The organism is Streptomyces sp. NPDC058145 (genome assembly GCF_042884245.1).
Lineage (GTDB): Bacteria > Actinomycetota > Actinomycetes > Streptomycetales > Streptomycetaceae > Streptomyces.
Window position 1 is genome coordinate 341,471 of record NZ_JBHVUH010000002.1, and the last position, 25,349, is coordinate 366,819.

26 protein-coding genes and 1 tRNA gene are annotated in these 25,349 nt (G+C 72.7%); 15 read left to right on the top strand and 12 right to left on the bottom strand.

Annotation, left to right across the window (positions count from 1 at the left end):
- From ACFVVO_RS05610 to serS, 9 genes are all read left to right on the top strand, one after another.
- Positions 1 to 483, top strand: coding sequence for a type II toxin-antitoxin system RatA family toxin (locus ACFVVO_RS05610; RefSeq protein ID WP_390051957.1), 483 nt, complete (start codon positions 1 to 3; stop codon positions 481 to 483).
- A gap of 21 nt (positions 484 to 504) precedes the next feature.
- Positions 505 to 1,038, top strand: coding sequence for a hypothetical protein (locus ACFVVO_RS05615; protein WP_390051958.1), 534 nt, complete (start codon positions 505 to 507; stop codon positions 1,036 to 1,038).
- Positions 1,035 to 1,586 carry a flavin reductase family protein gene (locus tag ACFVVO_RS05620; RefSeq protein ID WP_390051959.1) on the top strand — a complete coding sequence of 184 codons (552 nt, stop codon included), beginning with the start codon at positions 1,035 to 1,037 and terminating at the stop codon, positions 1,584 to 1,586. The genes ACFVVO_RS05615 and ACFVVO_RS05620 overlap by 4 nt, the downstream gene beginning before the upstream one ends.
- Positions 1,583 to 2,584: a VlmB-like protein gene (locus ACFVVO_RS05625; RefSeq protein WP_390051960.1), complete on the top strand. Its 1,002-nt coding sequence runs from the start codon at positions 1,583 to 1,585 to the stop codon at positions 2,582 to 2,584. Before ACFVVO_RS05620 ends, ACFVVO_RS05625 begins: the two co-directional genes overlap by 4 nt.
- Positions 2,581 to 3,588 (top strand): beta-ketoacyl-ACP synthase III, encoded by a 1,008-nt coding sequence (locus ACFVVO_RS05630; protein ID WP_390051961.1) that lies wholly within the window; start codon positions 2,581 to 2,583, stop codon positions 3,586 to 3,588. Before ACFVVO_RS05625 ends, ACFVVO_RS05630 begins: the two co-directional genes overlap by 4 nt.
- 69 nt (positions 3,589 to 3,657) lie before the next feature.
- Positions 3,658 to 3,888 (top strand): phosphopantetheine-binding protein, encoded by a 231-nt coding sequence (locus tag ACFVVO_RS05635; RefSeq protein WP_046422004.1) that lies wholly within the window; start codon positions 3,658 to 3,660, stop codon positions 3,886 to 3,888.
- Positions 3,888 to 5,108, top strand: coding sequence for a beta-ketoacyl-[acyl-carrier-protein] synthase family protein (locus tag ACFVVO_RS05640; RefSeq protein WP_390051962.1), 1,221 nt, complete (start codon positions 3,888 to 3,890; stop codon positions 5,106 to 5,108). Before ACFVVO_RS05635 ends, ACFVVO_RS05640 begins: the two co-directional genes overlap by 1 nt.
- 102 nt (positions 5,109 to 5,210) lie before the next feature.
- The gene (locus ACFVVO_RS05645; RefSeq protein ID WP_390051963.1) at positions 5,211 to 6,689 is read left to right on the top strand and encodes an APC family permease; all 1,479 of its coding nucleotides are present in this window, start codon (positions 5,211 to 5,213) and stop codon (positions 6,687 to 6,689) included.
- Positions 6,673 to 7,950: a serine--tRNA ligase gene (gene serS / locus ACFVVO_RS05650; RefSeq protein ID WP_390051964.1), complete on the top strand. Its 1,278-nt coding sequence runs from the start codon at positions 6,673 to 6,675 to the stop codon at positions 7,948 to 7,950. Before ACFVVO_RS05645 ends, serS begins: the two co-directional genes overlap by 17 nt.
- 60 nt (positions 7,951 to 8,010) lie before the next feature.
- Here the strand turns inward: serS and fabI are convergent, their stop codons facing one another.
- The 6 genes from fabI to ACFVVO_RS05680 form a co-directional block, all read right to left on the bottom strand.
- On the bottom strand, positions 8,011 to 8,778 hold the full coding sequence (gene fabI / locus ACFVVO_RS05655; protein WP_390051966.1) for an enoyl-ACP reductase FabI: 768 nt from the start codon (positions 8,776 to 8,778) through the stop codon (positions 8,011 to 8,013).
- A complete protein-coding gene (gene fdxA, locus ACFVVO_RS05660) occupies positions 8,775 to 9,104 on the bottom strand; it encodes a ferredoxin (protein ID WP_390051968.1) in 330 nt (109 codons plus the stop codon). Before fdxA ends, fabI begins: the two co-directional genes overlap by 4 nt.
- Before the next feature lie 28 nt (positions 9,105 to 9,132).
- The gene (locus tag ACFVVO_RS05665; RefSeq protein WP_390051969.1) at positions 9,133 to 10,503 is read right to left on the bottom strand and encodes an MFS transporter; all 1,371 of its coding nucleotides are present in this window, start codon (positions 10,501 to 10,503) and stop codon (positions 9,133 to 9,135) included.
- A 183-nt stretch (positions 10,504 to 10,686) separates the two neighbouring features.
- Positions 10,687 to 11,799 (bottom strand): fatty acid desaturase family protein, encoded by a 1,113-nt coding sequence (locus ACFVVO_RS05670; RefSeq protein WP_390051971.1) that lies wholly within the window; start codon positions 11,797 to 11,799, stop codon positions 10,687 to 10,689.
- Between the two features lie 322 nt (positions 11,800 to 12,121).
- On the bottom strand, positions 12,122 to 12,271 hold the full coding sequence (locus ACFVVO_RS05675) for a hypothetical protein (RefSeq protein WP_390051973.1): 150 nt from the start codon (positions 12,269 to 12,271) through the stop codon (positions 12,122 to 12,124).
- A gap of 32 nt (positions 12,272 to 12,303) precedes the next feature.
- Positions 12,304 to 13,311, bottom strand: coding sequence for a DUF2156 domain-containing protein (locus tag ACFVVO_RS05680; RefSeq protein ID WP_390051975.1), 1,008 nt, complete (start codon positions 13,309 to 13,311; stop codon positions 12,304 to 12,306).
- Positions 13,312 to 13,485: 174 nt separating this feature from the next.
- Between ACFVVO_RS05680 and ACFVVO_RS05685 the strand changes: the two genes are divergently transcribed.
- From ACFVVO_RS05685 to ACFVVO_RS05700, 4 genes are all read left to right on the top strand, one after another.
- Positions 13,486 to 13,582 (top strand) — tRNA-OTHER (locus tag ACFVVO_RS05685).
- Between the two features lie 274 nt (positions 13,583 to 13,856).
- Complete coding sequence (locus ACFVVO_RS05690; RefSeq protein ID WP_390051977.1) at positions 13,857 to 14,642, top strand: BTAD domain-containing putative transcriptional regulator; 786 nt, start codon at positions 13,857 to 13,859, stop codon at positions 14,640 to 14,642.
- Positions 14,643 to 14,811: 169 nt separating this feature from the next.
- A complete protein-coding gene (locus ACFVVO_RS05695) occupies positions 14,812 to 16,356 on the top strand; it encodes an acyl-CoA carboxylase subunit beta (RefSeq protein ID WP_390051978.1) in 1,545 nt (514 codons plus the stop codon).
- Positions 16,357 to 16,366: 10 nt separating this feature from the next.
- Positions 16,367 to 16,558 (top strand): acyl-CoA carboxylase epsilon subunit, encoded by a 192-nt coding sequence (locus ACFVVO_RS05700; protein ID WP_199212386.1) that lies wholly within the window; start codon positions 16,367 to 16,369, stop codon positions 16,556 to 16,558.
- A gap of 57 nt (positions 16,559 to 16,615) precedes the next feature.
- On the opposite strand, the gene ACFVVO_RS05705 is transcribed toward ACFVVO_RS05700, so the two are convergent.
- The 3 genes from ACFVVO_RS05705 to ACFVVO_RS05715 form a co-directional block, all read right to left on the bottom strand.
- Positions 16,616 to 17,233, bottom strand: a complete 618-nt coding sequence (locus ACFVVO_RS05705; RefSeq protein WP_390051979.1) for a DUF6299 family protein — start codon at positions 17,231 to 17,233, stop codon at positions 16,616 to 16,618.
- Between the two features lie 72 nt (positions 17,234 to 17,305).
- Entirely contained in the window at positions 17,306 to 17,725 is a 420-nt protein-coding gene (locus tag ACFVVO_RS05710) for a RidA family protein (protein ID WP_390051981.1), read from the bottom strand.
- Complete coding sequence (locus ACFVVO_RS05715; protein ID WP_390051983.1) at positions 17,722 to 18,858, bottom strand: acyl-CoA dehydrogenase family protein; 1,137 nt, start codon at positions 18,856 to 18,858, stop codon at positions 17,722 to 17,724. The genes ACFVVO_RS05710 and ACFVVO_RS05715 overlap by 4 nt, the downstream gene beginning before the upstream one ends.
- A 157-nt stretch (positions 18,859 to 19,015) precedes the next feature.
- Here ACFVVO_RS05715 and ACFVVO_RS05720 point away from each other — a divergent pair, with 157 nt between their 5' ends.
- Together ACFVVO_RS05720 and ACFVVO_RS05725 are read left to right on the top strand one after the other, a co-directional pair.
- Complete coding sequence (locus ACFVVO_RS05720) at positions 19,016 to 20,608, top strand: AMP-binding protein (RefSeq protein WP_390051985.1); 1,593 nt, start codon at positions 19,016 to 19,018, stop codon at positions 20,606 to 20,608.
- A gap of 15 nt (positions 20,609 to 20,623) precedes the next feature.
- Positions 20,624 to 21,436, top strand: coding sequence for a PaaX family transcriptional regulator C-terminal domain-containing protein (locus ACFVVO_RS05725; RefSeq protein WP_390051987.1), 813 nt, complete (start codon positions 20,624 to 20,626; stop codon positions 21,434 to 21,436).
- Positions 21,437 to 21,446: 10 nt separating this feature from the next.
- Here the strand turns inward: ACFVVO_RS05725 and ACFVVO_RS05730 are convergent, their stop codons facing one another.
- The 3 genes from ACFVVO_RS05730 to ACFVVO_RS05740 all read right to left on the bottom strand — a co-directional run bounded on the left by ACFVVO_RS05730 (position 21,447) and on the right by ACFVVO_RS05740 (position 25,162).
- Positions 21,447 to 21,851 (bottom strand): hypothetical protein, encoded by a 405-nt coding sequence (locus tag ACFVVO_RS05730; RefSeq protein ID WP_390052352.1) that lies wholly within the window; start codon positions 21,849 to 21,851, stop codon positions 21,447 to 21,449.
- 138 nt (positions 21,852 to 21,989) lie between these two features.
- Positions 21,990 to 24,329 (bottom strand): bifunctional salicylyl-CoA 5-hydroxylase/oxidoreductase, encoded by a 2,340-nt coding sequence (locus ACFVVO_RS05735; protein ID WP_390051988.1) that lies wholly within the window; start codon positions 24,327 to 24,329, stop codon positions 21,990 to 21,992.
- 5 nt (positions 24,330 to 24,334) lie between these two features.
- Positions 24,335 to 25,162 (bottom strand): enoyl-CoA hydratase family protein, encoded by an 828-nt coding sequence (locus ACFVVO_RS05740; RefSeq protein WP_390051990.1) that lies wholly within the window; start codon positions 25,160 to 25,162, stop codon positions 24,335 to 24,337.
- Positions 25,163 to 25,349 lie beyond the last annotated feature (187 nt).

Below are 25,349 nucleotides of genomic sequence, written 5' to 3' on the forward strand. Positions count from 1 at the left end.
GTGCGGCACGTCGAACTCGATGCCCTGATACCCGCGGAGCAGGCCGAAACGGTCCTGCACGCCGTACGGCGCTGGGAGCGTTTCCCTGACCTGGCGCCCCACGTCAACGCGACCACCGTGCACGCCTCCTACCCCGACCCCAAGGCCTCCTCCAGCTGGGAGCTGCACTTCCGCAGCGGCCTGCTGCGCTGGACCGAGGACGACACGGTGCTGCCGGAGAGCGGCGAGATCCGCTTCGAGCAGTCCGACGGCGACTTCGACTCCTTCTCCGGGACCTGGTCCGTCCAGCAGTCCGGGGACGACGTCGCCGTCCGCTTCGACGCCGACTTCGACTTCGGCATCCCCAGCCTGGAGGGCATCCTCGACCCGATCGCCGAGCGGGTCATCAAGGAGACCGTCGCCTGGGCGCTGACCGGCCTGTTCCCGGGTGTGCGCATCCAGGGCGGCATCGAACTCACCGAAGCCGCCGCGGTCGGCGCCTAGCACCCCCACGAGGAGCTGACCATGGACCAGGCGAACCCCTTCGAGACACCGCGCACGTACTCGCTGCACCGCGCCGAGTACCTGGTGGGCCTCGCCGTCACCACCGGACTGATCGTCTACCACTTCGGCGACATCCGCTGGCTGCCGGCGATCGGACTGTTCCTCTACATCGACCTGATCGGCTACATCCCCGGTGCCATCGCGTTCCGCAAGAGCGGGGGCCGGCCGATCCACAAGGCCTACTACGTCCTCTACAACGTCATGCACAGCCTCATCACGCAGGGCGCGGTGGCCGCACTGTGGTGCTGGCTGGTCAAGCCGGAGTGGGCGCTGCTGGTACTGCCGTTCCACCTGTTCGGCGACCGCGGCCTGTTCGGCAACTTCATGAAGTCCTTCGCGCTGCCCTTCGAGCCGGTGCGCCAGCAGGGCTACCTGCGGCTGCTGGACGACCTGGGCCTGCCCCACCCCAAGCCGGTCGGGCACGCCATGGACCCGGAGCCGGTCGGTCACGTCCCGGCGCGGCCGGTCGTCCGGGAGACGGAGGCCGTGGGATGACCACCGCGACCGATGTGCGCGCCGCCCGGCCGGTCCGCCAGGACCCGGCCGAGCGCCGCCGGGCGCTGTACCACCTGGCGTCCCCGGTGTCGGTGCTGACCACCGGCCCCGAGGACCGGATGCACGGCACGACCGCCAGCACGGTCACCCTCGTCTCGCGCTCGCCGCTGCTGGTCGGCGTGGTGCTGCGGTCGGGCTCGTCGTTCGCCCGGCTGGCCGCCGCCGAGGGCCGGTTCGCGATCAACGTGCTCGGCGGCGACCAGGCCGACGTGGCCCGGCGGTTCGCCGACAGCGGCCGTCCGGACGGCGACGCGGCCTTCGCGGGCCTGGCCTGGACGGCGGACCGGTACGCGCACGCCCCGCTGATCGCGGGCGCGCTCGCCCACTACGTCTGCCGTTTCCACTCCGCGCACGCGACGGGCGACAGCGAACTGCTGCTCGGCCATGTCGTACGCGCCACGGCCGACCCGGGTCTGCCGCTGTTCAGTTACGCCGGCGGGCTGTTCGCCGGCTCCCTGCGTCCGGCGAAGGAGGCCGCCGCATCATGACCGCACCCATTGCCCCCGAGGCGGACTGGGACAAGGCGCCCGGTCTGCTCGACGGCGCGAAGGAACTCACCCTCGGCCCCGAGGAGTGCGACCTCGCCTACTGGATCACCTCGGTGGCCCAGGGAACCCTGCGCGACCGCGGGGCCACCGGCCACCACGAGAACGCGATCACGCCCGACTTCCTGAAGGCGCCCGGCCCGCTGCGCGAGGCACTGGTGCTGGAGTTCGGCTTCCGCGCGCTGGCGGAGGAGCTGGCCACCCGGCTGCTCGGCCACTACGTGTCGATCGCGCCCGGCATCCCCGAGATGGAGTTCTACGCCACCCAGCTCATCGACGAGGCCCGGCACGCCCGGGTCTTCCGGCAGCACCTGGTGGAGCTGGGCATCCCGGCGGGCACCCTGCTGAAGGACATCGAGGAGATGGCCCGGGACTACCGCAAGCGGGTCCTGGACCCGGTGGTGGACTTCACCCTGGACATCGTGCGCGACCAGGCCGACTTCCCGGGCGGCGTCGCGGTGTTCGCCATCATCATCGAGGGTGTGCTCGCCCCGGCCGCCGAGCTGAGCGAGCGCAAGTGGACCCCGCTGTCCCCGGCGACCGGCGAGATCTCGCGGGGCACCGCGATCGACGAGATCCGCCACCTCACCGTGGCCAGCACCATCCTGCGCGACCACGTGGTCGCGCACCCGGAGTACAAGCCGCGGCTGCTGGAGATCCTGCGCTCGGGCGTGAAGCTGTGGGACGAGATCCCGGACCGGGAGTTCGTCATCCACCGCGAGGAGCTGTTCCAGCAGGGCATGTTCGAGCACGCCGACAAGATCGGCGACTACGAGGTCTGGCCGGGCGTGCGGCTGCTCGACACCACCGCCGAGCAGCGCTACGACATGGCCGAGCGGTGGACCGACGAGATGGCCGAGGTCCGCATGAAGTACATGGGCCTGCCCGTCGAGGTCCTGGCGTCCCAGCAGGCGACGTCAGCCTCGGAGGCCGGCGCATGAGCACCGGGCGGGCCGCGGTCATCACGGGGATCGGCTCGTACGTCCCGCCCAACGTGGTGACCAACGACGACCTGTCGGAGCGGCTCGACACCTCGGACGCGTGGATCCGCTCCCGTACCGGGATCGTCGAGCGGTGCTTCATCACCCCGGGCACCTCCACCGGCGACCTGGCGGTGGAGGCGGGCCTGAGGGCGCTGAAGTCGGCGGGCGCCGAGCAGGTCGGGGCGGTGGTGCTGGCCACCACCACCCCCGACCAGCCCTGCCCGGCGACCGCACCGCAGGTGGCGGCCCGGCTGGGGCTCGGGCAGGTGCCCGCCTTCGACGTGGCGGCCGTCTGCTCGGGCTTCCTGTACGGGCTGGCCTCGGCCGCCGGGCTCATCGCGGCCGGGGTGGCGGACAGCGTGCTGCTGATCGCCGCGGACGCCTTCACCACGATCATCAACCCCGAGGACCGCACCACCGCGGTGATCTTCGCCGACGGCGCGGGCGCGGTGGTGCTGCGGGCCGGCTCGGCGAACGAGCCCGGGGCGATCGGCCCGCTGGTGCTCGGCAGCGACGGCGAGCTGAGCCATCTGATCGAGGTGCCGGCCGGCGGCTCACGGCAGCGCTCCTCCGACCGGCCGGTCGACCCGGCGGACCGGTACTTCCGGATGCTCGGCCGGGAGACCTACCGGCACGCGGTGGAGCGGATGACGTCCGTCTCCACCGAGGCCGCCGAACGCGCCGGATGGCGGCTGGAGGACGTCGACCGGTTCGCCGCGCACCAGGCCAACGCCCGGATCCTGGAAGCGGTCGCCAAACGCCTCGGGCTGCCCGAGGACAAGCAGTTGAGCAACATCGACCGGGTCGGCAACACCGGTGCCGCCTCGATTCCGCTGCTGCTGGCCGAGGCCACCGCCGAGGGCCGGCTCGCCGCGGGCCACCGGGTCCTGCTCACCGCGTTCGGCGGCGGGCTGGCCTGGGGCGCGGGCACCGTCGTCTGGCCGGAGCTGCAGACCTTCTGACCGACCGTCAGTAACCCATACCGAATTCAGCGGTACGCGGGGTGCGTACGCCCTTCGAAAGGAACGGACATGCTGGAGCAGCTCAAGGAAATCCTGTCCAACAAGCTCAAGGTGTCGCCCGAGGCGATCACCCCGGAGGCCACCCGCGAGGACATCGAGCTGGATTCGCTCGCCGTGGTGGAGCTGTCGCTGCTGCTGAAGTCCGAGCTGGACCTGGACATCAGCGACGACGACCTCCTGGAGGCCGAGACCGTGGCCGACATGGTCCGGCTCATGGAGGAGCGGAGCGCGAAGGTCTGATGGCCGGCATGGACATCGCCGTCACCGGACTCGGTCTGGTCACCCCGGGTGGGATCGGGGTCGGGCCGAGCTGGGCGGCGGTCTGCGACGGCAGGCCGGCCGCCGCCCTCGATCCGGTACTGGCGAACAACCCCGTACAGATCTCCTGCCGGGTGCCCGGCTTCGACCCCGAGACGCTGCTCAGCGCGCGGCGCGCCCATCGTCTGGACCGGTTCGTGCAGTTCGCGCTGGTCGCCGCGCACGAGGCGGTGGCCGACGCGGGCCTGGACCCGCGGACCTGGGACGGCGCGCGGGTGGGTGTGGTGCTGGGCTGCGCCGACGGCGGGCCGGGCACCGTCGAGGAACAGCACCATGTGCTGCGCGAGCAGGGCGCCGACCGGGTGTCGCCGCTGCTGCTGCCCATGCAGCTGCCGAACATGCTGGCCGGTCAGACGGCCATCGAGTTCGGGGCGACCGGGCCCAACCTGGTGGTGGCCACCGCCTGCGCCTCGGGCGCGACCGCCATCGGGACCGCCCGGGACCTGCTCGTCCTCGGCCGCTGCGACATCGTCCTCGCGGGCGGCAGCGAGGCCATGATCACCCCACTGGTCATGGCCGGCTTCGCCCAGATGGGCGCGCTGTCGAAGCGGCACGACGATCCCGCGTCCGCCTCCCGCCCGTTCGACGTCGACCGGGACGGCTTCGTGGCCGGGGAGGGCGCCGGGATCCTCGTGATGGAGCGGGTCGCGGACGCCCGAGCCCGGGGCGCCCACGTGCACGGCCGGATCATCGGCTACGGCGCCACCGCCGACGCCCACCACATGACGTCACCCCACCCGGACGGCACCGGCATCGAGGCGGCGGTACGCGCGGCCCTCGCCGACGCGGGGGCCGATCCGGACGACGTGCAGCACGTCAACGCCCATGGGACCTCGACCCCGTTGAACGACCTGTCGGAGGCCCGCATGATCCAGCGGTCCCTGCGCGGGGACCCACTGGTCACGTCCACGAAGGGAGTCACCGGTCATCTGCTGGGCGCCGCCGGCGCGGTCGAGGCCGCGTTCGCCGTGCTCAGCGTCGAGCACGAGGTCATCCCGCCCGTCGCCAACCTGGTCATGCCCGATCCGCGGATCGAGATCAAGCTGGCGCAGACGGTCACGTCGATGCCGATCGATCTGGCACTGAGCAACTCGCTGGGGTTCGGCGGGCAGAACACGGCCCTGGCGATCGCCCCCGCTTAGACGCCCGCCGGGTCCGGTCCGCCCGGCACGTCGCAGCAGCCGTCCGCCGAGGAGTCTCGGCGGGCGGCTGTCCCCGTCCCTCTCCCCTGTCTCGGAGTCGTCATGTCCTCCAGTGGTTCCCCGCCCCCGTCCGGCCGGCTCGGCACCCGGCACATCCTCTTCCTGATCGTCGCCGCCGCCGCGCCGCTGTCCGCGATGGTCGGCACCGTTCCGCTCGCGTTCGCCTTCGGTGACGGGGCCGGTGTGCCGGCCGCCTTCCTGTTCGCCGGGGTCACCCTGCTGTGCTTCTCGGTGGGGTACGCGGTCAGCGCCCGCCGCACCGGTGGCTCCGGCGGCTTCTACGCCTCCGTCGCCGACGGGCTCGGCCGGCCGCCCGCGGTCGCCGCCGGCTATGTCGCCCTGCTCTCCTACAACTGCGCCACCATCGGCCTCGCGGGCGCCCTCGGCTACTTCACCCAGCTCGTGCTGGCGGCCCACGGGCTGACGGTGTCCTGGGAGTGGTGCGCGGCCGTCGGGCTCGTGCTGATGGCGGTGCTCGGCTACCGGGAGATCGCGCTCAGCGCCCGGGTGCTCGCCCTGCTGATGCTCGGCGAGATCGGGGTGCTGGCCGCGCTGGACGTGGCGATCCTCGCCCGCCACGGGCTGCACGCCCTGCCCACCGCCTCCTTCTCCCCGCACACCGCGGCCGGGCACGGCGCCGGCGTCTCGCTGATGTTCGCGTTCGTCTCCTTCATCGGCTTCGAGTCGGCCGCGCTGTACGGCAAGGAGGCGAAGGACCCGCGGCGCAGCGTGCCGCGCGCCACCTATGTGGCCGTCACCCTGATCGCCGGCTTCTACGCGCTCACGAGCTGGCTGGCGGTCGGCGCGGTCGGCAGCGACAACGTGCGCGAGGTCGCGGGCAAGCAGATGGGCGACCTGTTCTTCGTCCTCGGCGACGACTTCCTCGGCAAGGCGGGCAGCACCGGGCTGCAGATCCTGCTGTGCACCAGCCTGTTCGCGGCGACGCTGGCCCTGCACAGCGCCGCCGGACGGTACGCCCAGGTCCTCGCCGGGGACGGCCTGCTGCCGGGCGCGCTGGCCGCCGAGCACTCCCGGCACCGCTCCCCGCACCGGGCCAGCCTCGCGCAGAGCGCGCTGACCGCGGTCGTCGTGGCCGGCTTCGCCGTCGCGGGCCTCGACCCGTACGCCGACCTGACCACCAGCATGCTCGGTCTCGGCACCCTGGGCATCGTCGCCCTGCAGGCGTTGGCCGCGCTGTCCGTGCTCGGGCTGCGGGTGCGCACCGGCACCGGGCACTGGTGGCGGGAGACCGTCGCCCCGCTGCTGGGCTTCGCCGGTCTCGCCGCCTCGGTGTGGCTGGTGGTCGGCAACTTCGACATGCTCACCGGCTCCCCGTCCGAGGTGATCGCCGCGCTGCCCTGGCTGCTGCCGCTGGTCGCCGCGGGCGGCCTGCTGTACGCGGCCCGGCTGCGTTCGGCGCACCCGGTGCGCTACCGCCTGCTCGGCACCCAGCACACCGCCGACCCCGTCCCGGCCCCCTCCCCCGCCCTGTCAGGAGACCGTCATGCACGATCCCAGTGAGCTGATCGAGGCCGGCGAGGACGCCGTACGGCGCCTGGCCCGCCGCCGCCACGACCTCGACCTGGACACCCTCGGCACCGCGCTGCGCGCCCGCTCGGCCGCGCAGTCCGAGGTGACCCGGCTGCGCACCGAGCTGAACCGCACCGCCAAGGCCCGCCGTTCGGGGCCGCCCACGGAGGCGGAGAAGGAGGCCGCCCGCGCGCTGCGGGCCGAGGTGCAGCAGGCCGAGGCCACCGTCCGGACCGCCGCCGCCGGGCTGACCGAGCTGCTGCTCGGCATCCCCAACCTGCCGCTGGACGCCGTACCGGACGGCGACTCGGAGAAGGAGGCCGTGGAGATACGGCGCGGCGGCCCGGCCCCGCGTCCGGCGGCCGGTGCCCGGCACCATGCCGAGATCGGCGAGGCGCTGGGCATCCTGGACTCCCCCGCGGCGGCGCGGCTGTCCGGCGCCCGGTTCAGCGTCGCGCGCGGCGCCGGGGCGCGCCTCGAGCGGGCCCTCGGCGGCTTCTTCCTCGACCTGCACACCCAGGAGCACGGCTACACCGAGCAGTCGGTGCCGTTCCTGGTCAACCGGGACACCATGACCGGCACCGGGCAACTGCCCAAGTTCGAGGAGGACCTGTTCCGCACGAAGGTCGCGGACCGGGAGCTGTTCCTGATCCCCACCGCCGAGGTGCCGCTGACCAACCTGGTGGCCGGCCAGCTCCTGGACGCGCGCACGCTGCCGTACGCCTTCACCGCCCGCACCCCCTGCTTCCGTGCGGAGGCGGGGGCCTACGGCCGGGACACCCGGGGCGTGCTGCGACTGCACCAGTTCGAGAAGGTGGAGCTGGTGCGGATCTGCGCGCCGGAACAGGCGCAGGAGCAGCTCGAGCTGATGGTGGGGCACGCCGAGGAGTGCCTGCGCCGGCTGGAACTGTCGTTCCGCACCGTCCTGCTGCCCGCGGGCGACATGGGCTTCTCGGCCCGGATGACGTACGACATCGAGGTGTGGCTGCCCGGTGGCGGCGCGTACCGGGAGATCTCCTCGGTGTCCGACTGCGGCACCTTCCAGGCCCGCCGCACCGACATCCGGGTGAAGCGGGCCGACGGCCGCAAGTCGCCGGCGGCCACGCTGAACGGCTCGGCGCTGCCGATCGGGCGGACGGTGGCCGCGCTGCTGGAGCAGGGCGTCCAGGAGGACGGCTCCGTGGTCCTGCCCGAGGCGCTGGTGCCGTACGCCGGCTTCCGGCGGATCCTGCCGGGTGGCGCCACCGAGTGACCGCACGCGAAAGGGGCGGGAGCCGAGGACCGGTCCTCGGCTCCCGCCCCTTTCGGCGGTTCAGGCGCCCATCATGTGCACCCCGCCGTCCACGTGCACGATCTCGCCCGTGGTCCGCGGGAAGAAGTCCGACAGCAGCGCGACCACACCGCGTGCGGCCGGCTCCGGGTCGGTGAGGTCCCAGCCCGCCGGGGCGCGCCGGGTGGTCCACACGTCGGCCAGTTCCGTGAAGCCCGGGATGGACTTGGCGGCCATGGAGCGCAGCGGCCCGGCGGCGACGAGGTTGCAGCGGATGCCGCGGTCGCCGAGGTCCCGGGCGAGGTAGCGGCTGGTGGACTCCAGGGCGGCCTTGGCGACGCCCATCCAGTCGTAGTGCGGCCAGGCGACGGCCGCGTCGAAGGTGAGGCCGACGACCGAGCCGCCGCGCCGCTCCAGCAGTGGCAGGCAGGCCGTGGTCAGCGACTTCAGGGAGTACGCCGAGACCTGTACGGCCGTCGACACGTCCTCCCAGGTGCCGTCGAGGAAGGAGAAGGCGCCCTGGGGGCCGTAGGCGATGGAGTGCACGACGCCGTCGAGGGAGTCGGTGTGCCCGCCGATCCGCTCGGCGAGGCTGTCCAGGTGGCTCTGGTCGGTGACGTCCAGTTCGATGACGGGGGCGGGCTTCGGCAGCTTGCCCGCGAACCGCTCGATCAGGGAGAGCCTGCCGAAGCCGGTCAGCAGGACCTCGGCGCCCTCCTCCTGTGCGATCCGGGCCACGTGGAAGGCGATGGAGGCGTCCGTGACGACGCCGGTGACCAGGATCCGCTTGCCCGCGAGGATGCCGCTCATGCCACCGACACCCCCTCCGGCAGCGCGCCGATCAGCGGGGAGTCGTGGTCCTGCGGGCCGAGGGCGGCGCCGCCGCCGGGAGATCCGAGCCCGGCGAAGAAGGCGGCGTTGGACGCCGCGTGGTCGTCGCCCCACTCCTCGGGCATGTCGTCCTGGAAGTAGATGGCGTCGACCGGGCAGACCGGCTCGCAGGCGCCGCAGTCCACGCATTCCTCGGGATGGATGTACAGGGCGCGGCGGCCCTCGTAGATGCAGTCCACGGGGCACTCGTCGACGCAGGAGCGGTCCTTGACGTCGACGCAGGGCAGTCCGATGACGTAGGCCATGCTCAACTCCTCGGGTTGAGGGACACGTTCACTTGACCGGGACGCCGGTGGTGCGCTCGCCCAGGGTCAGCACGGTGACGGCGAGGACGGCCATGGCGGCGGCGATGACACTGAACAGGGCACCCGCGCCGTGCCCCTCCAGCACCGGCAGCAGCACGAACGGCAGTGCCGCGGCGCTGAGTTTGGACAGCGAGTAGGCGGCGCCGGAGGCGGTGGCGCGGATCGCGGTGGGGTACTGCTCGGACAGGTACACATGGCTGACGCTGGAAAAGACGTTGCTGAACAGGGTGTAGGCGAAGCCGCAGGTCACGATCAGCGCGGCCGAGCCGGCGTAGGCGAAGCCCATTCCGGCCACCACCATCGCGCCCGCCGAGAGGGCGACGAGGGTGCGGCGCTCCAGGCGGTCCACGACGGGCAGGACGAGGGCGGAGCCCACCGGGTAGCCGAGGAAGGACAGCGCGGTGAAGCCGAGCCCCGCGACGATGCCGTAGCCCTTGGCGGCGACGATCTGCGGGGCGAGCGTGCCGAAGCCGTAGTAGCCGACGACCGACAGCACGCAGAACAGCCACAGCACGAGGGTGCGGCGGCGCATGCCGGGGCGCAGGACGTCCCGCAGCCGGGAGTGCCCGGCGGCCGGCTCCGGTTCGGCCGCGGCGGGCTTCTCCAGGACCAGTCCGCGGCCCGCGGCCTCCGCCTCCATCCGGGCGACCAGCCGCTCCGCCTCCGCGGTCCGGCCGGCCGAGGCCAGCCAGCGCGGGGACTCGATGAGCCGGCGACGCAAGCCCCACACGACGGCCGAGCCGAGCGCGCCGAGCACGAACAGCCAGCGCCAGCCCGCCACGCCCAGTGGGGTGAGCGGCACCAGCCACAGCGCGGCGAAGCCCACCGCGGGCACTCCGCAGAAGGCGAGGGTGTAGGCCCAGGCTATGAACCGGCCGCGCTTCCTCGCGGGCAGCACGTCGGCCAGGTAGCAGTCGGACAGGGCCTGTTCGGCGCCGATGCCGACACCGGCCAGGAACCGGGTGACGATCAGCCAGGTGGCGTTCGGGGAGAACGCGCCGAGCAGCGAGAAGACCGAGTAGATGGCGAGGTTGATCAGGAAGGCCCGACGCCGGCCGAACCGGTCCGCGATCCGGCCGAGCGTCAGGGATCCGATGAACTGGCCGACGAACACGGAGGCCAGAACGAGTTTGAGCGAGGTCGCGCCGAAGGCGAAGTCGCTCTGCAGCACCTTGGCGATGGTGCCCGAGAGGTTGTTCTCGAAGGTGTCGAAGAACAGGCCGACGCCGATGACCGCGGTGAGTCTGCGGTGCAGGGGAGTGATCGGCATGCGGTCCAGGCGGACACCGATCGGGGCGGGAACGGTGACGTCACCCGCCGCCGCGGTGGTCTGGGACATGGGGCTGGCTCCTTACGAAACTCCTGGGGACCGGTGGTGCGTCGCTCCCGGGAAGGGAACCGCCCGGGCCGCCGACGGGCCCGGGCGTGTGGCCCGGGGGCCGGGGCGTGGGGGAATGGACGGTGCGGGACGGGTGTGGGGGGCGTGGGGGGATGTGGGGTGGGTGGGGGTCGCCTGCCGGACTCAGGCCGCTTCCATGGCCCGGCGCCGGATCTGCTCCTCCACGTCACCGCGCCGCACCGGCGCGCTGACCTCGTGCAGGAAGGAGGCGACCTCGCGGTACGAGGCCCAGAACCCGACCTCGTGGTACGGCACTCCGCGTTCGGCGCAGTACTCCATGGTCAGCTCCCGGGCGCGCCCCAGGTTCTTCTGCGGCATCGCCGGGAAAAGGTGGTGCTCGACCTGGTAGTTGAGACCGCCGTAGAGGAAGTCGATCAGCAGACTGGGCCGGATGTTGCGGGAGGTGAGGACCTGGCGCTCCAGCCAGTCCAGGGTCTCCGCCTCGCCGTCGCGCACCTGCATGCCCTTGTGGTTCGGGGCGAAGATCATCCCGAAGTAGACGCCCAGCGCGGCGTGCTGGACCACGATGAAGGCGACCGCGAGCACCGGGGACAGGACGGTGAAGACGAGGCCGAGGTAGACGGCGGTGCGCAGCACGATGAGGAAGGTCTCCAGCACGGGCCGCTTGGTCTTGCCCTGGACGATGGACAGGACGGCCGTCCGCAGCATCTTGAAGCCCTCGAGCACGAGCAGCACGAAGAACAGCACGCTCTGGTAGCGCACGACGAGCTTCTGGGTGCCGCTGCGGGTCGGGTACTGCTTGATGTCGAAGATGGCGGTGCGCCGGCCGATGTCCGGGTCCATGTCCAGGTGGTTGGGGTTGCTGTGGTGCCGGTTGTGGTGGTTGACCCACCAGCCGTAGCTGACCCCGTTGACCAGGTTGGCGTGGACGTATCCGACCGCGGAGGCGGCCTTCTTGCTGCGGAACATCGCCTTGTGGCCGGCGTCGTGCCACATGAACGCCGACTGGCCGCCGCACAGGCCCATCCACACGGCCGTGAGGAGTTGCCACCAGGAGTCGCCCAGCTCGAAGAAGGCGGCGAACCCGATCAGCAGCAGGGTGGTGTTGAGGGCAAGCTTGCCCACGTAGTACCGGGGGTCGAGGTCCAGCAGGCCCTCGGCCTTGACCCGTTTGAGCAGCTCGGCGAAGGTCGCCGAGGCACCGGTGCGCTGCCCGGCGCCGGCGCCTCCACCGGCGGCCAGGGCCGCGGCTTCTTGTATGTGCGGACGCTGCATGCGTTGCTCTCCTTGGGAGAAGTGCCCGGATCGGGCGGCGGCGCCGCTGCCCCGCGGACCTGCGGGCGCCGCGAGTCGACAAGGCTCCCGCGCGGGTGGCCGTCGCGGGATGGGCCCTGTCGTCGAACTCCCGGCGTACGCCCGGAGGGCGACGGCAGGGCCCCGTTTCGCCCGGCGGGCCCGGCGACGGGAGCACAGTGCGGTACTCCCGGTCCGGACCGCCGGGCGAACGTGTGTCCAGCGTTCCGTGGAGCGCTGATGTGGCACTGATACCGGTCTGACCGGGTGTGCGCCGGCACCCGCCGGCGCGCCCGGCAGCGGCTCAGGCGGCCGCCTCGGTGCGCAGCCGCTCGTCGAGGGCGCGGACGGCCGCGTCGGCGGCCTCGGCGACCGACTCGTCGTCGGGCGCGCCGATGACGGCCATCAACTGCTCGACGGTGGCGTGCTGGAGTTCCTCGGTGGACTGGCTCATCTCGGTGTCCTCTCGTCGTTCGCGGTGGCGGGTCAGAAGGCGTTGCAGGCGCGGAAGACGTGCGCGAAACCGGGCAGCGAGGCCTGCGGCCCGTCGAAGGCGACGTACTCCGGGATCAGCACGTCGGGGGCCCACTTCTGCTTGTACGACAGCTGGGTCTGCGCCGGGTACAGGGCGGCGCCCTCGGCCCACAGTGCGTGCATCAGCCACTGGAACGCCGGGCTGTGGCCGTCGAGTTCGTGGCTCGCGTCCAGGCCGGTGAACGGCGTGAACCCGAAGTGCAGCCACTCGACGCCCTCGGCCCGGAACACCTCGATGGCGTGCGCGTTGATGGCCTCCATCAGGCCCGGGGAGCCCTCCGGGATTCGGCGGCTGAGGTCGTGCATCCAGCCGGCCCGGCTGCCGTAGACCGGCGAGTACGAGATGTACGCGACCGGGGCGCCGTCGATGGTGCCGACGAAGAGCCGGCGGTGTTCCTGGGCCTCGCCGCCGATCTGGCCGACGAGGAACTCCAGTTGCTGGGCGCCGCCCTTGGAGCCGAGCCAGGCCTGGTCGATGGTGGCGATGGAGTCGGCCACGTCGCCCGCGTCGACCTCCTGGATCCGCAGGCCGTTGCGGAGCGCGCGGGAGATCTTGTTGCGCAGCTGCATGAACTTGGTGCCGCGCAGGGTGAACTCGGCGAGGCTCACCGCCCAGGAGGCGCCGACCTGGTTGACGGTGAAGCCGAGCCGGGCGTACCGCTCGGCGTCGGCGCGCTGGAGCTGGATGCCGACGAGCCGCAGCCCCTCGTCGCGGACGTGGCCGCGGAAGGCGTCGAGCAGGGTGCCGTAGTCCTCCTCGGCGGCGAAGGGGCCGCCGAGCTGGACGGCCCAGCGGCCGGTGCGGCGGTACACGATCACACCGTCCGTGCCCGGGACGGTGAAGATACTGTTTCCGCTGTTGAGGGCGAGGAACGCACTCGCGTTCTCGCTTGCCGTGTGGGCGCGCAGGGCGTCCAGAACCGGGTTGTCCGTGACGGTTTCGGTGGTGGTGGCGGTCATTCCCATACCCCTTTCGGGAGCGTTTTCCTTCGAAGGGAGTACAACACCGGAAGGACGTCCGGGAAAAGAGCCGAAAGGAATTCATTGCCTGCGTCAGAAGCGTGTCAGCTTTCCGTCAGCGCAGGGTGCCAATGTTGTTCCCGTGAACGGCACGGGAAACCGGGCCGGAAACACGGAGAGGTGCCCGGAGTGGCTGATCGGGGACCTGGAGCACGCCTCGAGGTCGGGCCGGCGACGGTCCACGCAGGTTCAAATCCTGCCCTCTCCGCCACAGTCCGGAATTCCGCACGGGGGAAAGCGAATTGCTGATCCGGCATGCGAATCGCCCGTATCCCCCTCCGGTGCCGCGCCAATGGCGGCACGACACCGGATACCCCTGAACCGCCGGCCGCCCCCCGTCCCGGCGGAGCAACCGCCCCGGCGGGACGTCCAGGAAGCAGACGCCCGCCGGGGCGCGGCGCATTCGGTCACCCGGTCTTTTCACCGCAGCACCACCTCAGAAAGAGACAACCTTCGCCAGGAATTTTCACCAAAGGGGGGAAGACATGCTGAGGTTCTCCATTCTCGGCGCACTGCAGATACTCACCGCCGCCGGCCCGGCGGACATCTCGGGCGACCTGCAGCGCACACTGGTGCAGACGCTGCTGGTCAGCGAGGGCCAGCCGGTGTCCGGGGAGGGTCTGGCCGAGGAGATGTGGGGGGACGCCGTCCCCGACAACCAGGCCAACGCCCTCCAGGCCCATGTCAGCCGGTTACGCCGCAGGCTCCGCGACCTGGAGCCGGACCGGCCGTCCTCCCGGCTGACTATGCACCCCTCCGGCTACCGGCTGGGCGTCGGCGAGGGCGAGCTGGACGCGGCCGAGTTCATCAGGGCCGTACGGCTGGCCGAGTCGGCCACCGCGGCCGACGCGGCGCGCACCGCGCGGCTGCTCGCCGACGCGCTCGGGATGTGGCGTGGCCCGGTCTTCGGCGGATTCGCCGGCGGAACCCTGTGCCAGCTCGCGGGCGCCCGCTACGAGGAGTACCGGATGCGCGCCATGGAACTGCGCTTCGACGCCGAACTGCGGCTCGGCCGCCATGCCGCCGTGCTCGCCGAGCTGACCGAGGCGCACACCAACCACCCCCTGCGGGAACGGTTCTGCGAGCAGCTCATGGTCGCCCTGTACGGCTCCGGCCGGCAGGCCGACGCCCTCGACGTCTTCCACCGGATGCGCCGTCAACTCGACGACGAACTCGGCATCCAGCCCTCCCCCGCCCTGCGCCGCGTCGAGCACGCGATCCTCTCCCACGACCCCGCCCTCACCGGCGACGCCCGCCTCCAGCCCGTCTGACGCGCCCGCGCCGCGTAAGCGGTCCGTCAGTCCCCGGTCAGTCCGCATTGCCACGCTCGACGGGCGAGTGGAATCACCACGCCCCATGGGGCCTGTCCGACCATTCCCGCCTGCCCGGCGGGCGGACGACGGGTATCGCCGGACAGGCCCCACCCACGGAGGGGGAGACATGAGGTCCCAGGTCGAGGAACTGGCCGGCATACGCGAGCGCGTGCTCGCCGGCCCCAGCGAGAAGGCGACCGCCGCTCAGAAGGCCAAGGGCAAGCTCACCGTGCGCGAACGCATCGGCCTGCTGCTCGACGACGGCTCCTTCCAGGAGGTCGAACCGCTGCGCCGGCACCGGGCGAGCGGTTTCGGCCTGGAGACGAAGAAGCCCTACACCGACGGTGTCGTCACCGGCTGGGGCACGGTGGAGGGCCGTACGGTCTTCGTCTACGCCCACGACTTCCGGATCTTCGGCGGCGCCCTGGGCGAGGCCCACGCCGCCAAGATCCACAAGATCATGGACATGGCCATCGCGGCCGGCGCCCCCCTGGTCTCCCTCAACGACGGCGCGGGCGCCCGCATCCAGGAGGGCGTCACCGCGCTCGCCGGCTACGGCGGCATCTTCCGGCGCAACACGAAGGCCAGCGGTGTCATCCCGCAGATCTCGGTGATGCTCGGCCCGTGCGCGGGCGGCGCCGCCTACAGCCCGGCGCTGACGGACTTCGTCTTCATGGTCCGCGAGACCTCGCAGATGTTCATCACCGGCCCGGACGTCGTCAAGGCGGTCACCGGCGAGGAGATCACCCAGAACGGGCTCGGCGGCGCCGATGTGCACGCCGAGACCTCCGGCGTCTGCCACTTCGCCTACGACGACGAGGAGACCTGCCTGGAGGAGGTGCGCTATCTGCTCTCCCTCCTGCCCCGCAACAACCGCGAGAACCCGCCCCCGGCGCCCTGCGACGACCCGGCCGGCCGGCGCTGCGAGAGCCTCGCCGACCTGGTGCCCGCCGACGGCAACCGCCCGTACGACATGACCAAGGTCATCGAGGAGGTCGTCGACGACGGCGAGTACCTGGAGGTGCACCAGCGCTGGGCGCGGAACATCATCTGCGCGCTGGCCCGGCTGGACGGCCAGGTGGTCGGGGTCGTCGCCAACCAGCCGCAGAGCCTGGCGGGCGTGCTGGACATCGAGGCGTCCGAGAAGGCCGCCCGCTTCGTGCAGATGTGCGACGCGTTCAGCATCCCGATCGTCACCCTGCTCGACGTGCCCGGCTTCCTCCCGGGTGTCGGACAGGAGCACGGCGGCATCATCCGGCACGGCGCGAAGCTGCTGTACGCCTACTGCGACGCCACCGTGCCGCGCATCTCCCTGATCCTGCGCAAGGCGTACGGCGGCGCCTACATCGTGATGGACTCCCAGTCGATCGGCGCCGACCTCACCTACGCCTGGCCCACCAACGAGATCGCCGTGATGGGCGCCGAGGGCGCGGCCAACGTCATCTTCCGCCGCCAGATCGCCGAGGCCGACGACCCGGAGGCCCGGCGGGCGGAGCTGGTCAAGGAGTACAAGGCCGAGCTGATGCATCCCTATTACGCGGCCGAGCGCGGTCTGGTGGACGACGTGATCGATCCGGCCGACACCCGCCGCGTCCTGATCGGCGCGCTGGCGATGCTGCGCACCAAGCACGCCGAGCGTCCCGCCCGCAAGCACGGTAACCCGCCCCAGTGACGGAGGTTTCATGAGCGCGTCCCCCACTCCCCCCATCCGCGTCGAGAAGGGCCAGGCCACCGACGAGGAGCTGGCCGCCCTCGCGGTGCTGCTGCTCAGCCGCACCGCCCTGGCCGGGGCCGGCACCGAGCCCGGCTCCCCCGGCACCACCTCCTGGCGCCCGCACGCCTACCACGCCCCGCACAGCTGGCAGCGGGCCTGATCCGGCGGGCACCGAGTCCCCCTGCGGCCCGGCACACCCGGGCCGCAGGGGGCGCGCTCAGTCCTGGACGAGCTTGATGTCCTGCTGCCGGACGGCGTGGAAGTAGGGCATCGGCGCGAGGCCCGAGGGCCGCAGCTCCAGGAGGGCGGCCTCGACGTGCGCCGCACCGGCCTTGAGCGGCTCGGCACCGGCCTTGTGCGACTTCTTCCCGGCCTTCCGCGCCGCCTTCCCGGACTCGGCCGACGCGCTCCCGGCCTTCCGCGCCGCCTTCCCGGACTCGGCCGACGCGCTCCCGGCCTTGGGCGACGTCTTCTCCGCCTCGGCCGACGCCTTCCCGGTCGTGATGGATTCCGTACCGCTCTTGATCGCTTCCGTGTCGGCCTTGCCGGAGTTCGACCAGTGGTGGTCCGTGCCGTCGCACACGGCGCTGGTGCCGCCGATGGCGTACTTGATGCCGGGGTCGGTCCCGGTGACCGAGGAGCTGACGAACACCGGTCCGCTGCTGCCGATGCAGCGGTAGGTGCCGGAGAGGGTGATGGTGCCGTCGGCGGCGATCCGGCCGGTGGCGTCGACGGTGAGGCGCTCGGTCGGGTCGGCGCCGGCGGCCGGTGCGACGACGGCGCACAGCAGCGCGGCGGCGCCGAGGCCGGCGGCGAGGGCGGGGCGTACGGGCATGGGGGGTACCTCCCGGTCACGGGGTGTGGGGGTTCCACTCGTACCGGGCGGTCCGGGGGCCCGCCGTGACCGTCACCCCTTCGGTGGCGCGTCCCCCGGCAGCACCGCGAACCCGTCCAGCTCGACCAGCGCCCGCTCGTCCCACAGCCGTACGACCTGGACGACCGCCATCGCCGGATAGTCGCGGCCCGCCGACTCCCGCCAGACACGGCCCAGTCGGCGGGCGTGGGCGCGGTAGCCGGCGACGTCGGTGGTGTAGACGGTGACACGGGCGAGGTCGGCGGGGGTGCCGCCGGCCGCGCGCAGGGCGGTGAGCAGATTGGTGAGCGCCCTCTCGAACTGCTCGACCAGCGTGTCGCCGGTGACCTCGCCGTCGCCGTCGAGGGCGGTCTGGCCGGCCAGGAACACCAGCCGGCTGCCGGTCGCGACGACGGCGTGCGAGAAGCCCGTGGGCGGGGACAGCTCGGGCGGGTTGACGCGCTCGGTGCTCACCGGGCCTCCCCCTCGGGCCGCGTGGCGTACAACTCCTTTGCGATGATGCCCCGTTGCACCTCGCTGGCGCCCTCGTAGATGCGCGGCGCGCGCACCTCGCGGTAGAGGTGTTCCAGCAGGTGGCCGCGGCGCAGCGCGCGGGCGCCGTGCAGCTGGACGGCGGTGTCGACGACGTACTGCGCGGTCTCGGTGGCCAGCAGCTTGGCCATCGCGGCCCGCGCCGGCACATCGGCGGCGCCCTCGTCGTACGCCGTCGCCGCCGCGTACACCATCAGCCGGGCCGCCTCGGTGCGCAGGGCCATCTCGGCGACCTGGTGGGCGACCGCCTGCAGGTCCCGCAGCTTGCCGCCGAACGCGTCGCGTTCGCTGGTGTGCTCGAGCGTGGCGTCGAGCGCCGCCTGGGCCATGCCGACCGCGAAGGCGCCGACGCTGGGGCGGAACAGGTTGAGGGTGCCCATGGCGACGGCGAAGCCGCGGTCGGGCTCGCCGAGCACGTCGTCCGCGGTGACGGGGACGGCGTCCAGGTACAGGGCGCCGATCGGGTGCGGGGAGAGCATCTCCAGCGCGGAGCCGGTGAGGCCGGGCCGGTCCGCGGGGAGCAGGAAGGCGGTCACCCCGCGGGCCCCGGCGCCGGGCGTGGTGCGGGCGAAGACGGTGTAGAAGTCGGCCTCGGGGGCGTTGGAGATCCAGCACTTCTCGCCGGTGAGCCGCCAGCCGGAGCCGCGGTCCGATTCGGCCGTGAGGGCGAGGGCGGCCGCGTCGGAGCCGGCCCCCGGCTCGCTCAGCGCGAACGCGGCCACCGCGCTGCCCTCGGCCACCCGGGGCAGCCAGCGCTCGCGCTGGGCGGCGGTGCCGTGGGCGTGCACCGGATGGGCGCCCAGGCCCTGGAGGGCGAGGGCGGTCTCGGCCTCGGTGCAGGCCTGCGCCAGCGACTCGCGCATCAGGCACAGCTCCAGGGCGCCGGAGGTGAACAGGCGGGCGAGCAGGCCGAGTCGGCCGAGTTCGGCGAGGAGGGCCCGGTTGACCCGGCCCGGCTCCCCCTTGTCGGCGATCGGGCGCAGCCGTTCGGCGGCCAGGGTGCGCAGCTCGGCGCGCCGGGCGGTCCGCTCCGGTCCGAGTGAGAATGCGGGCACTGCCGGTCCTCCCTCCGGGGCGGGCCGGCGATGACCCTCCCGTCTTCTTCCGACGGTATCGCGCACAGTTGACTGTCGTCACCAACACGATACGCTCCAGATGCGAGCGCAGTCAGGACGCCCGTCTCGACGCCGTCAGGCAAGGGGGCGCACCGCCATGAACGTCTCCGCCCACGTCGACACCTTCACGCGCGACCATCTTCCGCCGCCGGACGAGTGGCCCGAGCTGCGCTTCGACCTGGCGGAGCTGCGCTACCCCGAACGGCTCAACTGCGCCGCCGAGCTGCTCGGCCACGGCGCCCCGGACCACCTGGTCTTCCACACCCCGGACGGCCCTTCGTGGACGTACGGCGTCCTGCGCGCCCGCGTCGACCGGATCGCCCATGTCCTCACCGGCGAACTGGGCGTCGTACCCGGCAACCGGGTCCTGCTGCGCGGGCCGACCACCCCCTGGCTCGCCGCGTGCTGGCTCGCCGTGCTGAAGGCGGGCGCGGTGGCGGTGACCGTGCTGGCCCAGCAGCGGCCGCACGAGCTGGCCACGATGTGCGAGATCGCCCGGGTCCGGCACGCGCTGTGCGACATACGGGCCGTGGACGACCTGGCGAAGGCCGGGATACCGGACCTGCGCATCCTCGCCTACGGCGGTGAGGCGCCCGACGACCTGCTGCGCCGCCCGGCGCCGGACACCCCCTTCCCGGCGGTCGGCACCGCCGCCGACGACGTCGCCCTGATCGCCTTCACCTCGGGCACCACGGGCCGCCCGAAGGGGTGCATGCACTTCCACCGGGACGTGCTGGCCGTCGCCGACACCTTCTCCGCGCATGTGCTGCGGCCCCGGCCCGACGACGTGTTCACCGGCAGCCCCCCGCTCGGCTTCACGTTCGGGCTGGGCGGTCTGGTGATCTTCCCGATGCGGGCGGGCGCCAGCGCGCTGCTCCTCGAACAGGCGGGGCCGCGCCAACTGCTGCCGGCCATCGCCGGGCACCGGGTCTCGGTGTTGTTCACCGCGCCGACCGCGTACCGCGCGATGCTGGAGGCGATGGACGGCCACGACGTCTCGTCGCTGCGGCGCTGCGTGTCGGCCGGCGAGAACCTGCCCGCGGCCACCTGGCGGGCGTGGCACGAGCGCACGGGGCTGCGCATCATCAACGGCATCGGCGCCACCGAGCTGCTGCACATCTTCGTCTCCGCGGCCGACGAGCGGATCAGACCCGGCACCACGGGGTTCCCGGTCCCGGGCTGGCAGGCGCGGGTCCAGGACGCGAACGGCGACCCGGTGCCGGACGGCGAGCCGGGACTGCTGGCCGTCCGCGGCCCGGTCGGCTGCCGCTATCTCGCCGACCCGCGGCAGCGGGAGTACGTGCGCGGCGGCTGGAACGTCACCGGCGACACCTACGTACGCGAGGGCGACGGCTACTTCCGTTATGTGGCCCGCGCGGACGACATGATCATCTCGGCCGGCTACAACATCGCGGGACCGGAGGTGGAGGACGCCCTGCTGCGCCACCCCGACGTGGTCGAGACGGCGGTGGTCGGCCGCCCCGACGAGGTGCGCGGCCAGGTGGCGGTGGCCTACACGGTGCTGCGGGACGGGGCGGCGCGCGACCCCGAGCCGCTGCGCGCCTTCCTCAAGTCGGAGCTGGCGCCCTACAAGTGCCCGCGCGAGTTCGTCTTCCTCGACGCCCTGCCCCGTACGGCCACCGGCAAGCTGCAGCGGTTCCGGCTACGCACCGCCGGTGACCGGCCGTGACACCGACGGCCTAAAATGATCAACGTGTCCGAGCAGCACGCCCCCAGGTCCCTCATCGTCACGCTGTACGGCGCGTACGGCCGCTTCATGCCCGGCCCCGTGCCCGTCGCCGAGCTGATCCGGCTTCTGGCCGCGGTCGGGGTGGACGCGCCCTCCGTCCGTTCCTCGGTGTCCCGGCTCAAACGCCGCGGGCTGCTGCTGCCCGCCCGTACCCGGGCCGGCACGGCCGGATACGAACTCTCGGACGAGGCGCGCCAGTTGCTGGAGGACGGCGACCGCCGCATCTACGCGACCGCTCCCCCCGAGGACGAGGGCTGGGTCCTGGCGGTGTTCTCCGTGCCCGAGTCGGAACGGCAGAAGCGGCACGTCCTGCGCTCCCGGCTGGCGGGCCTGGGCTTCGGCACGGCGGCGCCCGGGGTGTGGATCGCCCCGGCCCGTCTGTACGAGGAGACCCGGCACACCCTGCGCCGCCTGGCCCTCGACCCGTACGTCGACCTCTTCCGCGGCGAGCACCTCGGCTTCGCCGCCACCCCGCAGGCCGTCACCCGCTGGTGGGACCTGACGGCGATCGCCAAGACACACGAGGGCTTCCTGGACGCCCACTCGCCCGTCCTGCACGCCTGGGAGCGGCGCACCGGCACCCCGCCGGAGGAGGCCTACCGGGACTATCTGACGGCCCTGGACTCCTGGCGCCACCTGCCCTACACCGACCCGGGACTGCCCGCCCGGCTGCTGCCCGCCGACTGGCCGGGGGTCCGCTCGGCGCAGGTGTTCCGGGGGCTGCACGAGCGGCTGCGCGACGCGGGGGCGGAGTTCGTGGGGGCGTGAGCCCAGCGGGTCAGAAGCGCCGCAGCCGCATCGCGATGCCGTGCCCGACCGCGAGGTAGAGCACCGCGGGCAGTCCGTAGTCGAGCAGTACCCGGAGGTTCTCCGTGTCCATCGTGAAGATGTCCTGCGACCACCAGGCCAGCGCGTCGGCCACACCCTCCACGAACCCCACGAAGACGTTCGCGTGGTTGGCCTCCAGCAGGTAGAGCAGGATCCACAGCCCCAGGAACGCCGCCGCGACGTCGGCGACGGTGTGGATGATCAGGGCGGTGCGCTGGGTGCCCGAGCCGTCCCCGCGGCGCTGCCGGCCGGGGCCGGCGGGCCGGTAGGCGGGCTCCGCGTACTGCGGCTCCGGGGCCGGGGGGCCGCCGTAGCCGTATCCGGGGGGCTCGGGCAGGGGCCTGGTGTCGTTCATCGCGGTCTCGGTCTCTCTCGTCTCCGGCATGGACCAGCCGAACGTAGCCAGCCGAAGCGGAACAAGCGGTTCAGGAAACGTGCGAATCACGTGGAAGGCGTGTGACCGGTACCGCGCGGCTCCTCCTCGTCTCCCCGGTCATCGTCCGCCGAGCGACAGCCGGGGCTTCGGCGCGTCCGTGCGGCCGGTCTGCGGTCGTCTGCTGCCCGCCCGGTAGGGATCGGGCCAGGCCACGCCGGGCCCCTCGTAGCCCTGCTCGGCGGCCGCGTGCAGCGTCCAGTGCGGGTCGTACAGATGCGGCCGGGCCAGTGCGCACAGGTCCGTACGCCCGGCCAGGATCAGGGAGTTGACGTCGTCCCAGGAGGAGATCGCGCCGACCGCGATCACCGGGACCCGGACCTCGTGCCGGATGCGGTCGGCGAACGGTGTCTGGTACGACCGCCCGAACTCCGGCCGCTCCTCGGCCACCACCTGCCCGGTGGAGACGTCGATCGCGTCGGCGCCGTGTGCCGCGAAGGCCCGGGCGATGCCGACCGCGTCCTCGGCGCCGGTGCCGCCGTCGGCCCAGTCGGTGGCGGAGATCCGCACGGTCATGGGCCGTTCGTCCGGCCACACCGCGCGCACGGCGTCGAAGACCTCCAGCGGGAACCTCAGCCGGTTCTCCGGCGAACCGCCGTAGGCGTCGGTGCGCCGGTTGGTGAGCGGGGAGAGGAAGCCGGAGAGCAGATAGCCGTGGGCGCAGTGCAGTTCGAGCAGGTCGAAGCCGGCCCGCGCGGCCCGCCCGGCGGCCGCGGCGAACTGCTCCCGGATGTCGGTGAGCTGGGCGCAAGTGAGGCCGCGCGGGATCTGACTGCCCGGCTTGTAGGGCAGCGGGGAGGCGGCCACCAGCGGCCAGTTGCCGTCGGGCAGCGGCTCGTCCATCCCCTCCCACATCAGCCGGGTGGAGCCCTTGCGGCCGCTGTGGCCGAGCTGGACGCCGATCGCGGTGCCCGGTGCCCGGTGGTGCACGAAGTCGGTGATCCGCCGCCATGCCTCGGCCTGCCGGCCGGTGTAGAGGCCGGCGCAGCCGGGGGTGATCCGGCCCTCCTCGCTCACGCACACCATCTCGGTCATCACCAGGCCGGCCCCACCGAGCGCTCGGGCGCCCAGGTGGACCAGGTGGAAGTCGCCGGGAACACCGTCGTCGGCCGAGTACATGTCCATGGGCGACACCACGACCCGGTTGCGCAGGGTCAGGCCGCCCAGCCGGAACGGGGTGAACATGGGGGGCGTGCCCGGCGGGCAACCGAACTCCCGCTCGACGGCCCCGGTGAAGTGCGCGTCGCGCAGCCGGAGGTTGTCGTGGGTGACCCGGCGGCTGCGGGTGAGCAGGTTGAAGGCGAACTGGCGGGACGGCTGGCCGAGGTAGCGGCCCAGGTCCTCGAACCACTCCAGGCTGGCCCGGGCGGCCCGCTGGGTGGAGGCGACGACGGGTTTGCGCTCCTCCTCGTAGGCGGCCAGCGCGCGGGGCACGTCGGGCTGTTCCCCGACGCACGCGGCCAGCGCCAGCGCGTCCTCCACGGCGAGCTTGGTACCGGAGCCGATGGAGAAGTGAGCGGTGTGGGCGGCGTCGCCGAGGAGGACGACGTTGCCGTGCGACCAGCGCTCGTTGACCACCGTGCGGAAGGTCGTCCACGCCGACTTGCCGGAGCGCAGCGGCCGTCCGCCGAGGGCGTCGGCGAAGATCTTGGCACAGCTCTCCACGGACTCCCGCGGCTCGGCCTCGTCGAATCCGGCCGCCCGCCAGACCTCCTCGCGCATCTCGACGATCACGGTGGAGGCGCCGAGTCGGTTCTGCGGATCGGAGGGCCCCGTTGAGGGGTGGTGGCCGGGAGACGGGCGGGCGTACGGGTAGGCGTGCAGTTGCATCACGCCGTGCTCGGTCTCGGCGATCTCGAAGCGGAAGGCGTCGAAGGCGAAGTCGGCCGCCAGCCAGATGTAGCGGCAGCGGTGCGCGCTCACCCGGGGCCGGAACGCGTGGGCACAGGCGTCGCGGGTGGTGCTGTGGGCTCCGTCGGCGGCGACGACCAGGTCGTACTCCTCGGCGAGCCGGGCGGCCGGCGGTGCCACGGTGCGGAAGCGGAGGTCGACGCCCAGGGAGCGGCAGCGCTCGTGCAGGATCTCCAGCAGCCGGCGCCTGCCCAGCGCGGCGAAGCCGTGTCCGCCGGAGGTGTGCCGGGTGCCCCGGTGGACGATGTCGATGTCGTCCCAGCGGACGAAGTCGCGCCGCAGGGCCTCGTGGACCACCGGGTCGGCGTGCTCAATACCGCCCAGGGTCTCGTCGGAGAGGACCACGCCGAAGCCGAAGGTCTCGTCGGGGGCGTTGCGCTCCCAGACGGTGACCTCCCGCGCGGGATCGAGCCGTTTCAGCAGCGCGGCCGCGTAGAGACCGCCGGGGCCCCCGCCGGTGATCGCCACGCGCAGGGGGCGGCCGGCCATCGCGGCTACCTCCCCCGCCACTTCGGCGGCCGCTTCTCCTGGAAGGCGGCGTGGAACTCCGCGTAGTCCTCGCCGTTCATCAGCAGGGCCTGGGTCGAGGCGTCCAGCTCGATCGACGCGGCCAGCGGCATGTCGAGCTCGGCCGTGAGCAGCGCCTTGGTCTGGGCGTACGCCAGGGCGGGTCCGTCGGCCAGGCGGCGGGCCAGGTCCAGCGCCGTCTCGTCGGTATGACCCTCCTGGGCCGGCACGCTGATCAGGCCGATCCGCTCGGCCTCCGCCGCGCGCACCGGTTCGCCCAGCATCAGCAGCCGGGTCGCGTGTCCGAGCCCGACGACGCGGGGCAGCAGATAGGCCGCGCCCATGTCGCCGCCGGAGAGGCCGACGCGGGTGAAGAGGAAGGCGAACCGGGCCGAGGGGTCCGCGACGCGGAAGTCTGCCGCCAGGGCGAGCACGGCGCCGGCGCCCGCCGCCACGCCGTGCACGGCGGCGATCACCGGGAACGGGCACTCCCGGATCGCCCGGACCACCTGGCCGGTCATCCGGTTGAAGTCGAGGAGCTGGGCGGTGTCCATGGACAGGGTGGCACCGATGATCTCGTCCACGTCGCCGCCGGAGCAGAAGCCGCGGCCCTCACCGGCCAGCACCAGGGCGCGGACCGACCGCTCCCGGGACAGCTCGGCGAGCAGGTCGCGCAGGTCGGCGTAGGCGCCGAAGGTGAGGGCGTTGAGCTTGTCGGGGCGGTCGAGGGTGACGGTGGCGACACCGTCGTCGAGCTGGACCCGCAGGTGCTCCCACGTGGAGGTGCGGGCGGCGGAGCCGGTGAAGGGACTCATGACGTGCGGCCTCCTAGAGGGGGCGGTGCCTCACGTTGCTGCGGTGGTGCCTCACGGTGCGGTACCCCATGAAGCTATCACCTGTTTGTGACTGTCGTCACGATGGCGCGACAACATGCTCCGGGACGGCCGGGTCCCGTCACACGCGTCACCGGTCGTCCACAGCCGCGTAACAGTGGACTCGGCG

Bases quoted from the DNA above. Each gene is read 5' to 3' on its own strand.
- ACFVVO_RS05615 (WP_390051958.1), top strand. From the start codon at position 505: ATGGACCAGGCGAACCCCTTCGAGACACCGCGCACGTACTCGCTGCAC.
- ACFVVO_RS05620 (WP_390051959.1), top strand. From the start codon at position 1,035: ATGACCACCGCGACCGATGTGCGCGCCGCCCGGCCGGTCCGCCAGGAC.
- ACFVVO_RS05625 (WP_390051960.1), top strand. From the start codon at position 1,583: ATGACCGCACCCATTGCCCCCGAGGCGGACTGGGACAAGGCGCCCGGT.
- ACFVVO_RS05630 (WP_390051961.1), top strand. From the start codon at position 2,581: ATGAGCACCGGGCGGGCCGCGGTCATCACGGGGATCGGCTCGTACGTC.
- ACFVVO_RS05635 (WP_046422004.1), top strand. From the start codon at position 3,658: ATGCTGGAGCAGCTCAAGGAAATCCTGTCCAACAAGCTCAAGGTGTCG.
- ACFVVO_RS05640 (WP_390051962.1), top strand. From the start codon at position 3,888: ATGGCCGGCATGGACATCGCCGTCACCGGACTCGGTCTGGTCACCCCG.
- ACFVVO_RS05645 (WP_390051963.1), top strand. From the start codon at position 5,211: ATGTCCTCCAGTGGTTCCCCGCCCCCGTCCGGCCGGCTCGGCACCCGG.
- serS (WP_390051964.1), top strand. From the start codon at position 6,673: ATGCACGATCCCAGTGAGCTGATCGAGGCCGGCGAGGACGCCGTACGG.
- fabI (WP_390051966.1), bottom strand. From the start codon at position 8,778: ATGAGCGGCATCCTCGCGGGCAAGCGGATCCTGGTCACCGGCGTCGTC.
- fdxA (WP_390051968.1), bottom strand. From the start codon at position 9,104: ATGGCCTACGTCATCGGACTGCCCTGCGTCGACGTCAAGGACCGCTCC.
- ACFVVO_RS05665 (WP_390051969.1), bottom strand. From the start codon at position 10,503: ATGTCCCAGACCACCGCGGCGGCGGGTGACGTCACCGTTCCCGCCCCG.
- ACFVVO_RS05670 (WP_390051971.1), bottom strand. From the start codon at position 11,799: ATGCAGCGTCCGCACATACAAGAAGCCGCGGCCCTGGCCGCCGGTGGA.
- ACFVVO_RS05675 (WP_390051973.1), bottom strand. From the start codon at position 12,271: ATGAGCCAGTCCACCGAGGAACTCCAGCACGCCACCGTCGAGCAGTTG.
- ACFVVO_RS05680 (WP_390051975.1), bottom strand. From the start codon at position 13,311: ATGACCGCCACCACCACCGAAACCGTCACGGACAACCCGGTTCTGGAC.
- ACFVVO_RS05690 (WP_390051977.1), top strand. From the start codon at position 13,857: ATGCTGAGGTTCTCCATTCTCGGCGCACTGCAGATACTCACCGCCGCC.
- ACFVVO_RS05695 (WP_390051978.1), top strand. From the start codon at position 14,812: ATGAGGTCCCAGGTCGAGGAACTGGCCGGCATACGCGAGCGCGTGCTC.
- ACFVVO_RS05700 (WP_199212386.1), top strand. From the start codon at position 16,367: ATGAGCGCGTCCCCCACTCCCCCCATCCGCGTCGAGAAGGGCCAGGCC.
- ACFVVO_RS05705 (WP_390051979.1), bottom strand. From the start codon at position 17,233: ATGCCCGTACGCCCCGCCCTCGCCGCCGGCCTCGGCGCCGCCGCGCTG.
- ACFVVO_RS05720 (WP_390051985.1), top strand. From the start codon at position 19,016: ATGAACGTCTCCGCCCACGTCGACACCTTCACGCGCGACCATCTTCCG.
- ACFVVO_RS05725 (WP_390051987.1), top strand. From the start codon at position 20,624: ATGATCAACGTGTCCGAGCAGCACGCCCCCAGGTCCCTCATCGTCACG.
- ACFVVO_RS05730 (WP_390052352.1), bottom strand. From the start codon at position 21,851: ATGAACGACACCAGGCCCCTGCCCGAGCCCCCCGGATACGGCTACGGC.
- ACFVVO_RS05735 (WP_390051988.1), bottom strand. From the start codon at position 24,329: ATGGCCGGCCGCCCCCTGCGCGTGGCGATCACCGGCGGGGGCCCCGGC.
- ACFVVO_RS05740 (WP_390051990.1), bottom strand. From the start codon at position 25,162: ATGAGTCCCTTCACCGGCTCCGCCGCCCGCACCTCCACGTGGGAGCAC.